This is a genomic window from Lactobacillus xylocopicola (assembly GCF_033096005.1).
Classification (GTDB): domain Bacteria; phylum Bacillota; class Bacilli; order Lactobacillales; family Lactobacillaceae; genus Lactobacillus; species Lactobacillus xylocopicola.
Genome location: NZ_AP026803.1, coordinates 869,651 through 884,867, shown reverse-complemented (window position 1 = coordinate 884,867; position 15,217 = coordinate 869,651). Strand labels below are relative to the sequence as shown.

11 protein-coding genes and 1 CRISPR repeat array are annotated in these 15,217 nt (G+C 42.7%); all 11 genes read left to right on the top strand.

The features are described 5' to 3' along the window. Nucleotides 1-187 precede the first annotated feature (187 nt). A complete protein-coding gene (gene cas3 / locus R8389_RS04435) occupies nt 188-2,944 on the top strand; it encodes a CRISPR-associated helicase Cas3' (RefSeq protein WP_317636839.1) in 2,757 nt (918 codons plus the stop codon). Then, a complete protein-coding gene (locus R8389_RS04430) occupies nt 2,937-4,616 on the top strand; it encodes a type I-E CRISPR-associated protein Cse1/CasA (RefSeq protein WP_317636838.1) in 1,680 nt (559 codons plus the stop codon). The genes cas3 and R8389_RS04430 overlap by 8 nt, the downstream gene beginning before the upstream one ends. Nucleotides 4,617-4,624: 8 nt before the next feature. Continuing rightward, nucleotides 4,625-5,272, top strand: coding sequence for a type I-E CRISPR-associated protein Cse2/CasB (gene casB / locus R8389_RS04425; RefSeq protein WP_317636837.1), 648 nt, complete (start codon nt 4,625-4,627; stop codon nt 5,270-5,272). Continuing rightward, complete coding sequence (gene cas7e, locus R8389_RS04420) at nt 5,262-6,344, top strand: type I-E CRISPR-associated protein Cas7/Cse4/CasC (protein ID WP_317636836.1); 1,083 nt, start codon at nt 5,262-5,264, stop codon at nt 6,342-6,344. The genes casB and cas7e overlap by 11 nt, the downstream gene beginning before the upstream one ends. Further along, entirely contained in the window at nt 6,325-7,026 is a 702-nt protein-coding gene (gene cas5e / locus R8389_RS04415) for a type I-E CRISPR-associated protein Cas5/CasD (protein WP_317636835.1), read from the top strand. Before cas7e ends, cas5e begins: the two co-directional genes overlap by 20 nt. A gap of 12 nt (nt 7,027-7,038) precedes the next feature. After that, nucleotides 7,039-7,707 (top strand): type I-E CRISPR-associated protein Cas6/Cse3/CasE, encoded by a 669-nt coding sequence (cas6e, locus tag R8389_RS04410; RefSeq protein WP_317636834.1) that lies wholly within the window; start codon nt 7,039-7,041, stop codon nt 7,705-7,707. Then, nucleotides 7,697-8,644 (top strand): type I-E CRISPR-associated endonuclease Cas1e, encoded by a 948-nt coding sequence (cas1e, locus tag R8389_RS04405; protein WP_317636833.1) that lies wholly within the window; start codon nt 7,697-7,699, stop codon nt 8,642-8,644. The genes cas6e and cas1e overlap by 11 nt, the downstream gene beginning before the upstream one ends. Next, nucleotides 8,644-9,525: a type I-E CRISPR-associated endoribonuclease Cas2e gene (cas2e, locus tag R8389_RS04400; RefSeq protein WP_317636832.1), complete on the top strand. Its 882-nt coding sequence runs from the start codon at nt 8,644-8,646 to the stop codon at nt 9,523-9,525. The genes cas1e and cas2e overlap by 1 nt, the downstream gene beginning before the upstream one ends. 29 nt (nt 9,526-9,554) lie before the next feature. Beyond that, nucleotides 9,555-12,451: a CRISPR direct-repeat array (repeat unit 28 nt; unit sequence GTGCTTCCCGCGTAAGCGGGGGTGATCC). Nucleotides 12,452-12,934: 483 nt separating this feature from the next. Beyond that, the gene (locus tag R8389_RS04395) at nt 12,935-13,138 is read left to right on the top strand and encodes a hypothetical protein (protein ID WP_317636831.1); all 204 of its coding nucleotides are present in this window, start codon (nt 12,935-12,937) and stop codon (nt 13,136-13,138) included. Between the two features lie 330 nt (nt 13,139-13,468). Then, nucleotides 13,469-14,425, top strand: coding sequence for a glycosylasparaginase (locus tag R8389_RS04390; protein WP_317636830.1), 957 nt, complete (start codon nt 13,469-13,471; stop codon nt 14,423-14,425). Between the two features lie 42 nt (nt 14,426-14,467). Continuing rightward, nucleotides 14,468-15,118 (top strand): copper homeostasis protein CutC, encoded by a 651-nt coding sequence (locus tag R8389_RS04385; protein ID WP_317636829.1) that lies wholly within the window; start codon nt 14,468-14,470, stop codon nt 15,116-15,118. Nucleotides 15,119-15,217: the final 99 nt, after the last annotated feature.

Below are 15,217 nucleotides of genomic sequence, written 5' to 3'. Positions count from 1 at the left end.
TAAGCAGGGGAAAGGACGAAAGTTAGTGGCCAGCCACTAACTTTTTTTGTGGATTTTAGTGAAGACCTATTTATCAATTTACTCAAAAAGCTAAAATATTTAACAAAACCACTTGCCAAAAACAAAAAACTATAATATTCTATAAATAAGTTTTTAAAAATTAATAAGTACCAAAGAAAGGAGCAAAATGGATAAAGAAGTAAAGGCGCTCTGGGCGAAAAAAAGGACTGACAACGGCGAACAGCTCTGGCTACCCTTGCTGGCTCATTTGATTGATACGGCCAATGTAATCAATTGGTTACTCAGTCATAAAGTTTGTGAAGGCACAAAAAAATGGCTGAGCGAAAATGTTGGCGGAGAAACAGAATTACGCAAGTTAGTTAAATTTTTAGGGTTTAATCACGATATTGGCAAAGCCACACCAGCATTCCAGACTAAAAGTTCGTACAGCGGCGACGATGACCTGGACGAGAAGTTAATCGAAAATCTGATTGATTCGGGATTTACAAAGTTAAACGATTATACTGGCTCATCTCGAAAATATTCTCCTCACGCTAAGGCAGGGGAGGCTTTGCTAGAAGATCTGGGACTCCCAGATTCAATCGGAGCTATTATTGGCGGACATCATGGTGATGCCGGGCCAGTCTTTCCGGCTGAGCAGCTTGATGACTATCCGGATAATTATCGACAGTATGACACGGGTAATTCTGCGACTGATGCTGAAGCGGTGCGGAAAAATTGGCAAGCTATTCAAAAAGAAATTTTTGAATATGGCTTAAAACTCGCTGGATATCATTCTGTTGCAGAAATACCTGCGGTCAACCAAGCTCAAGCGGTTATTTTAGAAGGACTCTTGATCACGGCAGATTGGTTTGCTTCAAGTGAATTTTTAGGTGATGATCCCAACCAAAAATTATTTCCGTTGATTCCTTTGGATCTCACATTCGATGATCTGGATTTAGAAGGTCGCTTCGAAGCAGCAGTTGAAGCCTGGGACATTAGTGGTGATTGGATTCCTGAAAAAGTTGACGTGACGCAGGATCCTTACAAAAAGCGCTGGGGCTTTACGGCTCGCCCCGTACAAAGAGTAATCACAGAGGCGATTGAGGATACCAGTGATCCCGGCATGATTATCATCGAAGCACCGATGGGGCTGGGGAAAACAGAAACATCTTTAATTGCCACTGAACAATTAGCTTATGCGACTCAGCGTGATGGTTTGTTCTGGGGGCTACCTACCCAAGCAACGAGCAACGCTATGTTTACCCGCGTTAACACCTGGCTCGGCGAGATAGCAGATGAGCAGAACGATCACCTAGCCATTAAATTGTTGCACGGCAAGGCGCAATTTAATCAGGAATATGCAAATTTGCCCAATGCCAGTAACGTTGAAGATGCTGGTGCAGTTGTAGTTAACAGCTGGTTCACGGGTAAAAAGTCCATTTTGTCAAAGTTTGCGGTTGGTACGATTGATACGCTGTTGTTAATGGCCCTCAAGCAGAAGCACTTATTTTTACGGCATCTCGGATTCAGCGATAAGGTAATCGTGATTGATGAGGTGCACGCCTATGACGCCTACATGAACCAGTATCTTTATCGCGCGATTGAATGGTTAGGCGCTTATCGGGTACCGCTAGTGCTGCTCTCTGCAACTTTACCTAAAGATAAAAGGGTGCAGCTCTTAAAATCCTATTATCATGGTAAATATCAAAAAAAATTAACAACAGATGCTGAATGGGTCGAATCTCAAGCATACCCGCTCTTAACTATTTTAGATGGAAGCGAGGTCAAACAAGTCTCACATTTTGCGGGACAATCAGATCAAAAACCGGTCAGTTTAAAAGTACAACGAATCAACCTCGAAAGTGACAAGTTAATCAAGTCAATTTTAACTGCAATTAATGACGGCGGTATTGCTGGAATAATTGTTAATACGGTTAAAAGGTCACAAGAGTTGGCAAAGCTGGTTGATGACGAAACTGTTGAATTGATTGTGCTGCATTCGGCCTTCCTTGCGCCCGAGCGGATCAAGATTGAAGAGCGGCTGCAAACTAAAATTGGTAAAGGGGCAAAAAGGCCGCACAAAATGATCGTGATAGGCACCCAAGTGCTTGAACAGTCGTTAGATATTGACTTTGACGTGCTTTACACTGATATTGCACCAATGGATCTCTTGTTGCAACGAGCGGGCCGACTTCATCGTCATTTAATTGAACGTCCACCAAAGTTTCGAGCTCCCAAGCTATCTGTGATGGGAATTGAAGCGATGGGTAGTTATGGTGCCGCAAATGAGGCGGTTTACGAGAAGTACCTCCTCATGAAGACAGATTACTATTTAAATGATGAGATTCATTTACCGGATGATATATCTAACCTTGTCCAAAAGACCTACGATGAAAACAATGATCCCGAAATTGCAGGTCTGTCAGCAGCCAAAGCTGAATTTGCACATGACCTGGAAAGATCGGAGATTAAAGCTAAGGCGTTTAGAATCGCGGCTCCAATAAATAAGAAGAGAAAAACCTTGCATGGTTGGCTAGATCGGTCGCATAGTGCAGTGGATGAGCAAAAAGCCCAAGCTGCGGTCCGCGATATTAAGGAAACGCTTGATGTGCTGCTTTTACAAGAAAAAAATCACCAAATCTTTCTGCTTGACGGTCGACCAATTGAGACTTGTCAGTCTAAAGAGCTCGCTGGGCAAGTTATTCGCTTGCCGGCAGCAGTTAGTTTTGATGTTAACGATATTATTGATGTTTTGGAAGAAACTACAGGGAAATATTTTCCTACCTGGCAGTCAGATAAGTGGTTAAAAGGGGAACTAGCAGTTGTATTGGATGGCAATAACAATGCCACAATTCACTTGAAGCATAAGAAGCATAATTGGCTGCTAAATTATTCAGCTAAATTTGGTTTAAAAATAATAAAGGAGGAAGTTAATGAATGATCAGCATTTTAATTTAGTCATTGATCCGTGGATTAAAGTAATTGATCTTAATGCAAAAACTCAAACAGTATCAATGGTCGAATTATTCGAAAATGCCAAGCAGTATCGCCAGCTGGCTGGTGAGATGCGCTCACAGGATCTGGCGATTATGCGATTTTTGTTAGCGGTTTTACAGACGGTTTATTCTCGCTTTAATGCCGAGGATAAGTCTTATGGCTGGCTAACGGTTGACCCCAAGAAATTTCAAGTAACAGATGTTACTGATTACGACGAAGATGATTTGCTTGATACGTGGGAGAGCTTATACCAAGGCGGTAATTTCACCCAAGTGGTGGTGGAATACTTAAAGAAAAATCAAGATCGCTTTGATTTATTTGGGGAACATCCTTTTTATCAGGTGACAAAGGAAGAATACGACCGGTTCGTCCTTGATAAATACAAAATAGCCAAGGGCACGGGGACGGTTGCGATTAAGCAAATGAATCGCCGGATTTCAGAAAGTAACAACACACCCGATCTTTTTTCGCCTAAAATTGCCGATTCTAAAAATGACGTAGATTTGGCTGAATTGGTACGTTGGCTCATCTGTTATCAGAATTTTACGGGAGTTACCGATAAAGCAAAAGTTGAAACTGCTGAGAAGTTTTCAACTCCCGCCGGCTGGCTGTATAAATTAAATCCCGTTTATGCCAATGGAAAGAACATGTTTGAATCCTTGCTGTTGAATTTGGTTTTGACAGGTGATGAGTATTATCAAGAACGACCAGTTTGGGAATATGATGAGATTGGCGAATACATTAAGTGGCGTAAAACGGAATTGCTACCCGATAATCGAGCTGCACTCTACACAGCCTGGTCGCGAATTATTCACATTGAGTGGTCAAGCGACATGCTGCCAACGATTTATAGTGCTGGCATTCCCATATTTAGTTCAAGCAATGCTTTTATCGAACCGATGACAGTTTGGAAAAAAAGCCGCCAAGCCAAAGATAATGAGTTTATTCCTGCGGTTAAAGGAAAACAGGCATTAAGTCTGGCAATGTGGCGCAAATTTGGTGATTATGTCAATCCCAACAAGGCTGATGATGTTCATCGACCGGGAATAGTCAGTTGGCTTAATGAACTTAAAAACGAGAAAATAATTGAGCGCAAAAAACGCATTTCATTGGTCTCAGTCGCCTTAGTGAGTGATGGTAACGCCACTTCTCAATCACCTTATGCTGAAGTTTCAGATGATTTGACCTTGGACCTCAATGTACTTTTTGATGATAGTGAAAATTATTGGCCTAAACGAATCGAAGATACGATTGATTTGACCCAAGATGTTGGGAAAAGCTACTGGGTATTTGTCAATGATTTAGCAAGAATTCGTAAACTTGATTCTAAAGAATTGAACAAAAAGTTAATGGATAAATTTTACGATCAGTTGAACATGCCTTTTAAAACCTGGTTATCCCAATTGACCAATCAAGATGATCGGGATCTAAAGATTAACGAATGGAAGAAAGAATTATGGAAAATTGTTAATTCTGAAGTAGAAGATTTTATGAAAAATAGCACATCCCGTGATATTACGGGAATCGTAGACGATCAGAAGAATTTACTGAATGTTTTTGTGGCAAAGAATAAGTTGTTAGGAAGCGTTTCTAACAAATTGAAAATTAGGTGGTGAGCTAAGTTATGAATAAAATAGGTATGAAGACCAGCTCGATGATCATGCAAATGCATGAGTCTGGGAATTATCGCGGGGTACTTGCAAGTATGCGCGGCGCTGCGAGTTTTGCCAGCCCTAAGGCGCAAGCTGTTTGGCCGATAATGATGGAAACTTTAGAGACAGATATGTTGAGTAAAAATGGTAAGCCCTCATATGCTGAAAAAGCAATTTATGCAGCTTTAAGAATTTATGCCATTCATCAGCAAGGAAAAGATGAATTGGTTTATGGTCACATTCAACGTAAAAATAAGCTCAATGCAAAAGCTGCTGACAAGGTAGAAGCGGATTCTACCAAAAAGCAGGAAGCAGGAAGCGATTTCTTTACAGCTTTGGCAGAACTAAGGAAAAACGAAAATTTAGAAGTAGCTTTAGATCGACGGGTTAGACAAACGTTAGCAACTACCGACGTTAATAGCGTCATTAACTCGCTTAATCATCTGATTGGGATTATTAAAGCAAATAATTCCAGGGTAAAGATTGATTACGGAAAACTTGCTGAAGACCTCTATCGCTTTCAAATGAGTTATGAATCAGCCAATAAGGTTAGACTCGATTGGGGTCAGAAATACTATGGATACAATAAAAAAACCAAAGGAGAAAACAATGAACAATAATAAAAACTTTTACATCGATCTTCACGCGTTACAGGCGGTACCGTCTTCAAACATTAATCGCGACGACACTGGAGCTCCCAAAACAGCGCTTTATGGCGGGGTAATGAGGTCAAGGGTTTCATCGCAAAGCTGGAAACGGGCAATGCGCCAAGAATTTAATGGACATGACTTGGGTGCAGGCTTAAGAACTGTAAAATTAGCTCAATTAATAGCCGAAAAAATCATGGAATTAGATTCTTCTTTGCCCGAAAAAGATGTGCAAGCTAAAGTTAAGGAAGTTTTTAAGAGTACTGGCATTAAGTTGGATAAGGACGGCAAAACAGGAGCCTTGCTTTTAATAAGTCGGGGACAGGTCGAAAAGATTGCTCAATATGTTTTAGATCACGATACAATTGATAAAAAGGAATTAAAGCGCTTGTTCAACAGCGACCAATCAGTAGACTTGGCTTTATTTGGGCGCATGGTTGCTGATAATCCTGAACTCAATGTTGAAGGCTCAGCCCAGGTAGCGCACGCAATCTCGACCCATGAAGTGGTTCCTGAATTTGATTACTTTACGGCCCTTGATGATCTCCAAAAAGAAGATACAACGGGAGCCGCAATGCTGGGAACAATTGAATATAATTCTTCTACACTTTATCGTTATGCCAACCTGAATTTCCCTGAATTGGTCCATAATTTAGGTTCAGAGACGGCAGTTGAAGGAACAGTTGAGTTTATCAAATCGTTCTTGTTATCAATGCCAACCGGTAAACAAAATACTTTTGCTAATAAAACTCTGCCAAATTATGTCATGATTACGTTAAGAACTGACACGCCGGTTAATTTGGTTTCGGCATTTGAAAAAGCAGTGACTTCGAATAAAGGCTATGTTAAAGCTTCAATTGAAAGAATTGAAAAAGAGTATGAGAATACCTGCAAAATGGTCGACAAGCCGGTTAAAACATGGATCTTGTCATTGGACGATGATAGTTCTTTAACAGATTATCAAGTAGCTACTTTAAATGAGTTACTCCAGCAAGTATCCGCTGAACTTGAACAAGTGGTGCAAGATGAAAACAATCACGATTAAATTAACGGGACCGTTGCAATCTTACGGGAATGAAGCGAGCTTTAATCAGCGCACAACAGCTGCCCATCCGTCCAAAAGTGCGATCATTGGGATGATTGCTGCTGCTTTTGGCTATCAAAGAGACGATCAGCGGATCAAAGCTTTTAATAAACTTGATTTGGCGGTTAGAGTCGATCAACCGGGCACCCTTTTAACCGATTATCAAACCGTAGAATGGAAAAAAGGCACGCGAAAGGTCACTTACCGGGCTTATATCCAAGATGCGGTATTTGTACTTGCGATTAGTAGTGAAAATGACCTATTAATTGATAAAATCAAATATGCGCTGCACCATCCCAAGTTTCAACTTTTCCTCGGTCGGCGTTCAAATGCTCCAGCTGGGGTTTTACAAATAGCTGTATTTGCTGATGCTAATCCAGTAGAAGTCCTATCCAAATTGCCTTGGCAGGCAGCGAATTGGTATCAAGAGAAAAAATCACAGGAAGAGATAATCAATGTGGAATTGTTTGCTGATGCTAAACTCTTAGCTGGCGAAAAATACTTCATGGTGAAAGATAGTGTTGGTTCTTTTGATCAACGTAATCGCTATTTCGATTACCGGCCAGTTGTCCGTGTTTGGAAAAAAGTAACTAATCCAAAGTTTAAAACAAGTAGCGAACACGACCCATTTGCGGCGTTGTAAGAAAGGAGCAAAATGTACTTATCGAGGGTAATGATCGATGTTAACAATCGGCAAAAAACCAAGGATTTAACGCATTTAGGCGCTTACCATAATTGGGTTGAGCAGAGTTTTCCCGACGAAGTTGAGAAACAAAGCCGCAGCCGCAAATTATGGCGGATTGATACCTTAAGAAAAGAAAAATATTTAATTGTATTAAGTGAAACTAAGCCAGATCCAGCGGTTCTTGTAAAGTATGGGGTCGCAGGAACAGTATTAATTAAATCATATGACAACTTTTTAAATTCACTAAAGAACGGACAATATCTGCGCTTTCGGCTAACCGCCAATCCGACTCATTCGGTAATTACACCTGGCGAAAAAAGAGGCCGTGTATTTCCGCATGTGACGGTTGACCAACAAAAAGACTGGCTTATCCAAAAAACCAAAACGACCGGTTTTCAGATCGTAAAGAAACAAGAAAATTCCGATCATTATTTGTTTGATGTGGTTGAGCGTGATCATCCAATTTTAAAACATAAGAATGAAAGGAAAGTTCACCTAAGTCGGGTTTCTTTTGAGGGTATCCTTAAAATAACGGACTTAGAGATGTTCAAAAAATCATTAATTGGCGGGATAGGTCGAAAGAAAGCTTATGGCATGGGCTTAATGACAGTAATTCCGGTTAAGCAAAATGAAGCATAATGTTGGTGCTAAAAAGCCCGACCTGGTTGAGTTAAGTCGAGTTAGAGACCGAGTTACTTTCCTTTATTTAGAACATGCCAAATTAAACCGCCAAGATAGTGCGATTGTCGTTGCAGATAGTAAAGGTACAGTGTTTGTTCCGGCAGGCATCATTAGTGTATTAATGCTGGGACCTGGAGTAGATATTACCCATCGGGCAATGGAATTAATCGGTGATGCTGGAATGAGTGTGGTCTGGGTTGGTGAAAGGGGAGTTCGCCAGTACGCCCATGGTCGGACGTTGAATCATTCATCTTTATTAATCGAGAGACAAGCCAAATTGGTATCCAATATTCGTTCAAGACTAGCAGTTGCAAGAAAAATGTATCAAATGCGTTTTCCGAATGAAAATTTTTCGAATTTAACGATGCAAGAATTGCGCGGAAAAGAAGGAGCGAGAATTCGCCAAGTTTACCGAGAACTTTCAAAAGAAACGGGGGTTCCTTGGAGTCGGCGTGAATATAATCACGATGATTTTGATTCAGGCACTCCAATTAATAAAGCTTTGACCGCTGCTCATCAGGCTTTATACGGCCTTAGTTATAGTGTTATTGTTGCTCTGGGAGCTTCGCCAGCTTTAGGATTTGTACATACAGGGCATGATTTGTCTTTTGTTTATGATTTTGCGGATTTGTACAAGGCTGAAATTTCAATTCCAATCGCATTTAAAATGGCAGCTGAAGATGATGATGAAAAAGATATTGGTTCGCGAACCAGATTGGCTATGCGTGATGCATTTGTAGATGGAAAAATAATGATCCGGATGGTTAAAGATTTGAAATTTTTATTAGACGCTGAAGATGACCAAGAAGTTGAAAGTTTGGGATTGTGGGATGACAAAACGGGCCTTCAAAAATATGGCGTACAGTATTCTGAACGTGACGAAGGCGCAGACTAATGATAGTTATTACTTTAACTAAAGTTCCGCCTTCACTTAGAGGGGACCTAACCAAGTGGTGTCAAGAAATTCAGACCGGTGTTTATGTTGGTAATGTGACCGCGAGGATCCGTGATTTATTATGGGACCGAATTATGCGTGACATCGGTAATGGTCAGGCAACTATGGCCTTCAATGCTAAAAATGAATTTGGCTATCAAGTTAAAACTACTAGACCGGATTATCAGGTTAGGGATTTTGAAGGAATTCCGCTGGTAAAACGATTAAACCGGGTAGATGTTCCTGTTAAACATGGCTTTAGTAAGGCTGCGAAATGGCGCAAAGCAAAAGCCGGTATGCAAAAACATTATAGTATAGAAAGTCAAGACCGTTTCGTTACCCTTGACATCGAGACCACGGGTTTAGATCCAACGAAAGATCAAATAATCTCGATTTCTGCTGTTAAAAGAAATGCTGACGGAACCAAAGAACATTACGATGCTTTTGTTAAAATTGACCAAAGAATCCCCGAAAGCATTGTTAAGCTAACCGGCATTTCAAATGAAAGTCTAAAGGATCAAGGTATTGAATTAAGCAAAGCACTGCATGGGCTGAAAATATTTGTTGAAAGATTACCGCTTATCGGCTATAACTTGTCCTTTGATGATAGGTTTATCTCGACGGGTTTTAAGACTATCAATGAAGAAGGTTTATCTAATAAATTAATTGACTTAATGCCAATTGTAAAAAAGAAAAACAAATTTCTAGATGATTATAAGTTAGGTACTGTATTGGAAAAATACAAAATCGAAAATTCAAGACCGCATGAAGCAAGATCAGACGCTGAAGCAACTTTGAGTCTTGCAGAAAAACTAATTAAAAACGAAGATCTTCATTTTTAGGAATGCTGATTTAACGGGATCTATTTAGTGTGCTTCCCGCGTAAGCGGGGGTGATCCTGGCGTATTGCCCTTAATTGAGAAAGAATTGGTGTGCTTCCCGCGTAAGCGGGGGTGATCCTAATCAGCTCCCGCAATACACATCTCATTAATGGTGCTTCCCGCGTAAGCGGGGGTGATCCTATCAAAATATTAGACTAGGAGGATTAATATGTGTGCTTCCCGCGTAAGCGGGGGTGATCCCTATGTGTGGGGAGCGGAAGGACCTAGTTCGTTGTGCTTCCCGCGTAAGCGGGGGTGATCCTTTACTTTGATTTTAGCCATTATGCTTGTCCTCGTGCTTCCCGCGTAAGCGGGGGTGATCCTCAAACCATGATTAGTTATCCTGTATCCATGTGGTGCTTCCCGCGTAAGCGGGGGTGATCCCAGGCATAAATTTCTAACTAGTATAATTACACTGTGCTTCCCGCGTAAGCGGGGGTGATCCCTTCACTTACTGAACAAAAGGTATTATAGTATGGTGCTTCCCGCGTAAGCGGGGGTGATCCCAAAAACTAAAGAATTCCATTGAACACCAAAAAGTGCTTCCCGCGTAAGCGGGGGTGATCCTCATCATCTTCTTTCTTATTACTAGTATTTCCTGTGCTTCCCGCGTAAGCGGGGGTGATCCTGGTACTGGCTTATTTGCATTTACGTCAGGACAGTGCTTCCCGCGTAAGCGGGGGTGATCCCTAACAGCTTAAAATAAACAGCTAACTAAAAAAGTGCTTCCCGCGTAAGCGGGGGTGATCCCCTAATTTGGTCAGGTCTAGGTCTACCGGTTTTGTGCTTCCCGCGTAAGCGGGGGTGATCCCACTAATCAATCTTCTTGAAACGATGTACCTAGGTGCTTCCCGCGTAAGCGGGGGTGATCCTTCAAATCTTCTAAAGCATCTTCCCAAGACTGTGTGCTTCCCGCGTAAGCGGGGGTGATCCTACACAGACCAGGTTACTAATTCGATTGAACTTGTGCTTCCCGCGTAAGCGGGGGTGATCCTACCATGATCTTGTAAATATTTTTTCGCAATATGTGCTTCCCGCGTAAGCGGGGGTGATCCTCGATCCAAAGCTGTGTCTGTTGCTGACGAATAGTGCTTCCCGCGTAAGCGGGGGTGATCCTCAGGAGCTCAAACAGCGCGGGGTCATCTACCAGTGCTTCCCGCGTAAGCGGGGGTGATCCCAGCAGGCAACATTCAGGTGGCAGATAGTACTGGTGCTTCCCGCGTAAGCGGGGGTGATCCTGGCCAAGGTTGATGTCTTTAAGGAATTCACCAAGTGCTTCCCGCGTAAGCGGGGGTGATCCTATTTATGATCACTATCCGTCAAGGTTAGCTTTGTGCTTCCCGCGTAAGCGGGGGTGATCCTAGGTAGCTCATCATTATCAAACAATTCTGGTAGTGCTTCCCGCGTAAGCGGGGGTGATCCCTAGTAAACAACTTGTTGCTTCAGTATAAGCTAGTGCTTCCCGCGTAAGCGGGGGTGATCCTGAGACCGACATTTACGAGGGTGTGGCCAACTGGTGCTTCCCGCGTAAGCGGGGGTGATCCTAACTTTATCTAGTCCGGTATCAGCTTTCTCTTGTGCTTCCCGCGTAAGCGGGGGTGATCCCGACTAAAAAAACAAGAAGCCTGATAAACGCAAGTGCTTCCCGCGTAAGCGGGGGTGATCCCAAAAATCAAAGGGGAAATAAATATGGCAATCAGTGCTTCCCGCGTAAGCGGGGGTGATCCTCTTCTAGTAATTTAGGTATTAGTGTCCAGTGTGTGCTTCCCGCGTAAGCGGGGGTGATCCTACAATCTAGCCAATGATGAAAATATTAGCAAGGTGCTTCCCGCGTAAGCGGGGGTGATCCTCCTGAAGGCTCATCAATGTAGACAAATCGCCAAGTGCTTCCCGCGTAAGCGGGGGTGATCCTCCAACTAGTGTAGATGTACCTACACCTGTTGAGTGCTTCCCGCGTAAGCGGGGGTGATCCTGGGGATTTTTAAATCAAAAGAAGAAAAAGACGGTGCTTCCCGCGTAAGCGGGGGTGATCCTCACAAAACGCGGCAAAACTTGGCAGGCTCGGTGTGCTTCCCGCGTAAGCGGGGGTGATCCTAAGTGAATACTATGATAAAAGTGAAGATTATGGTGCTTCCCGCGTAAGCGGGGGTGATCCTAATAGGAGAATTAAAATGAACACTGAAAAGAAGTGCTTCCCGCGTAAGCGGGGGTGATCCCGTTTTTCGCCGTTTTTCAGTATGATTTCTTTTGTGCTTCCCGCGTAAGCGGGGGTGATCCCTGCGTTTCTTCATGAACGCGGCATGGTTGGACGTGCTTCCCGCGTAAGCGGGGGTGATCCCTTGACATTAGTAGAAAAGTCCATAGCGTATGGGTGCTTCCCGCGTAAGCGGGGGTGATCCTCTAAAAGGTACGTAGGGCTTTTCTATGCAGGGGTGCTTCCCGCGTAAGCGGGGGTGATCCTCGGGCCAGAATAGCTTATTTTCCAGCCGGCATGTGCTTCCCGCGTAAGCGGGGGTGATCCCAGGTGACCAGTTTATGATTGCAGAAAATGATAGTGCTTCCCGCGTAAGCGGGGGTGATCCCCTTGGCCAATGTTAAATGTCTTTTGACGGTTAGTGCTTCCCGCGTAAGCGGGGGTGATCCTAAGTTTGGCGAGCAAATTGCCAAGCAGGTTAAGTGCTTCCCGCGTAAGCGGGGGTGATCCCGTATTTAACGCCACTAAAGGCATTTTCAGCATGTGCTTCCCGCGTAAGCGGGGGTGATCCTCGTTGGCAAAAGCCATATCAGCCTCGCTATGAGTGCTTCCCGCGTAAGCGGGGGTGATCCCTTCGCAATAATACAAGAGATCGTTGATTATTTGTGCTTCCCGCGTAAGCGGGGGTGATCCTGTCCACACCTATAAACTTATTGATAGTAACCCCAATATTGTACATAGGGAACAGAGTAGGGATAAGAGCGCAAAAATGTCGAATGAGGAGAGAGAACATATATCAGAAACAAAGTTAGATAATTTCTATGCTTTTGGTACTGTGTTTAATAGGGAACATATTTCTGCAGATGATATTACGCAAAAAATAGTAACAGATACTATTGCGGATAACACCATAAGCATATAGTAAAATAGGAGTTGTAGACATATTTTTGAAATGTTAGCTATCATGTTTAACGATTATGCTAGTGCTTGGGACTATATTAAGTTTAGAATTTTATGTACTATGGAATTTCGTGATAGTATACTTAGCACATTTTATCTTTGGTGTAACGTTGAATACGATTAATCTTTGGGGTGGTTTTTTACTAGGTATTCTGTTTATTTTTATTCAGAGCCTATTTAAAAACGATAGAGAAAAGTAATAGTGGAGGTAAAGTTATGGAACTTTTTGTTGGTTTTTTAGTTATTTGTGCAATTGTCGCATTTTGCGTATGGCTATCCTGTTTGATTTTATACTATGGTTGGAATAAGGCATTTGTACCTTTTACAAATAGTGTATTTCATACAAATATTAGAACAATTACCGGTGATGAGTCATTTAAATTATTTATTATTGCGTTAATAATCGGTTTAATTATTTAAGTGTTTCCCGCGTAAGCGGGAGTGTCCTGTTACTCACACAGTTACAATTATTGGCTATGCGCGTTTCTTGAGTAGGTAGGGTAAATGTATGCTATCGATTATTCGAAATTTTATAGTGAATGCGTTCAATAAATCGTTAGCATATTTATCAAAGAATGGAAATGAATTACAAGACACTAATTCAAGTTGGAATTGACAAAGAACAAGCTTGAATCAACCTTAATTTTAATTAAGGTACATAAGTTTTTTTAGGTAAAAATAATTTTTGCCACTTGTGGGATTTACTTGCCTAGGCTAAGATTTAGGTAATAAAAGCAAGGGAGTACAGAGATGAATACATGGGCAGCGATATCGACTTGGAGAATGTCGTATGATGGTCTACAAGCAGCCAGTCAGCAACTAAATGATCGAGTTAGCGCTGGAGACGCAGTTGAGAAATTAATTAATACCGTAGAAGACTATCCCTTGTATAAGTCAGTCGGCTATGGCGGCTTGCCCAATGAAGAAGGGGTGGTTCAAGTAGATGCGGCTTTTATGGACGGCGATACTCTAGCTCAAGGAGCAGTAGCTGCACTTGAGAATGTTAAGCATGCCGTTTCAGTTGCCCGCCGACTAAGCCAAAACAAGACTAACAGCTTTTTAGTGGGGCCAGGAGCGACCAAATTTGCGATGCAGGCTGGTTTTGAAATGACTAACATGCTAACCACAGCGGCTAAAGCAAGCTGGCAAGACAGGCGCAAGTCAACACCAAATATAGACTTAAAGCCCTATGATGGTCACGACACGGTCGGTGCCATTATACTTGACCAGGCTGGCTCGATGGCAGCAGCCACGTCTACTTCTGGTCTGTTTATGAAGAAGAGCGGTCGCACGGGCGATTCTCCGTTATCTGGTTCAGGCTTTTATGTTGATAGTGAAATTGGCGGCGCTGCGGCTACTGGCTTAGGCGAGGATATTATGAAGGGCTGCTTGTCTTATGAAATTGTTAGGCAGATGGCGGAGGGCAAGTCCCCGCAAGCAGCTTGTGATGCGACCCTTTATCACTTTATTGCCAAGCTAAAAAAACGCTCTGGTCAGACTGGCGCTATCTCCTTGATTGCGCTGAATAAGCAGGGCGCATGGGGCGTGGCCACGAATGTGGAATTTCCTTTCTGCGTGGCCACGGCTGAAGGGGGAGCTCAGATTTACTTTGCCCAGCCTGGTCAAGCAGGAGTAACCCCAATCAAAGCAGTTTCATCAGCGTGGTTTGATGAGTATGAAAAGCAAAATGGGATTAGCCTTGATTAGGTGACGGTTAAGTTGCATAACTAGTACAGAAGGAAAAGATAAATGTTGAAAGAAGCTTGTGTTGAAGATTTTGCCAGCGCTGCTCAAATGATTGCAGCTGGCGCTGGACGAATTGAGCTAAATAGTGACTTAAGTACTGGCGGAACAACGCCATCATTTGGTTTGATTAAGAAAACGGTTGATTACGCCCACCACCATAACGTTCCGGTTGTGGTGATGATTAGGCCGCGAGGTGGTAATTTTGTCTATGATGAAGCTGAACTTGCCATCATGGTAAGTGACATACAAGTTGCCAGTTTGGCCGGGGCTGACGCGGTCACGTTTGGTTGCTTGACTAAGGACTGCCAGCTCAACCAACTTCAAATGAAACGCTTGATTAACTTGTCACGAAATTTGGGCCTTGAGGTTGTCATGCACATGGCCTTTGATGCCATTCCAGCTGCAGATCAGCAAGCAGCACTCAACTGGTTGGTAACCAGTGGCGTTTGTCGTATTTTGACGCATGGCGGGAGTCTGGATCAACCAATTTTAGCCACAATACCACACTTAAAAAAAATTATGGAATGGGCTGGCCAGCGCATTGCAATCTTACCGGGTGGTGGTATTACGGCTACCAATTGCGCTACTATTGCAAACAGGTTAAATGTAGAACAACTACATGGCACCAGGCTGGTTGCAACTAAAAAAGCTTAGAAAAGAGTCTGGGAGAAAAGTGCTTTTTAACTTAAACAAAAAAATCCCACAATTTAAAAAGGCTGACAATTCAACGTTTGTTAACGTGATATGTCAGTC

Excerpts from the sequence above, each read along its gene's own strand:
- cas7e (WP_317636836.1), top strand. The coding sequence starts at position 5,262 with ATGAACAATAATAAAAACTTTTACATCGATCTTCACGCGTTACAGGCG.
- R8389_RS04390 (WP_317636830.1), top strand. The coding sequence starts at position 13,469 with ATGAATACATGGGCAGCGATATCGACTTGGAGAATGTCGTATGATGGT.
- R8389_RS04395 (WP_317636831.1), top strand. The coding sequence starts at position 12,935 with ATGGAACTTTTTGTTGGTTTTTTAGTTATTTGTGCAATTGTCGCATTT.
- casB (WP_317636837.1), top strand. The coding sequence starts at position 4,625 with ATGAATAAAATAGGTATGAAGACCAGCTCGATGATCATGCAAATGCAT.
- cas2e (WP_317636832.1), top strand. The coding sequence starts at position 8,644 with ATGATAGTTATTACTTTAACTAAAGTTCCGCCTTCACTTAGAGGGGAC.
- cas3 (WP_317636839.1), top strand. The coding sequence starts at position 188 with ATGGATAAAGAAGTAAAGGCGCTCTGGGCGAAAAAAAGGACTGACAAC.
- cas5e (WP_317636835.1), top strand. The coding sequence starts at position 6,325 with ATGAAAACAATCACGATTAAATTAACGGGACCGTTGCAATCTTACGGG.
- cas1e (WP_317636833.1), top strand. The coding sequence starts at position 7,697 with ATGAAGCATAATGTTGGTGCTAAAAAGCCCGACCTGGTTGAGTTAAGT.
- cas6e (WP_317636834.1), top strand. The coding sequence starts at position 7,039 with ATGTACTTATCGAGGGTAATGATCGATGTTAACAATCGGCAAAAAACC.
- R8389_RS04385 (WP_317636829.1), top strand. The coding sequence starts at position 14,468 with ATGTTGAAAGAAGCTTGTGTTGAAGATTTTGCCAGCGCTGCTCAAATG.
- R8389_RS04430 (WP_317636838.1), top strand. The coding sequence starts at position 2,937 with ATGAATGATCAGCATTTTAATTTAGTCATTGATCCGTGGATTAAAGTA.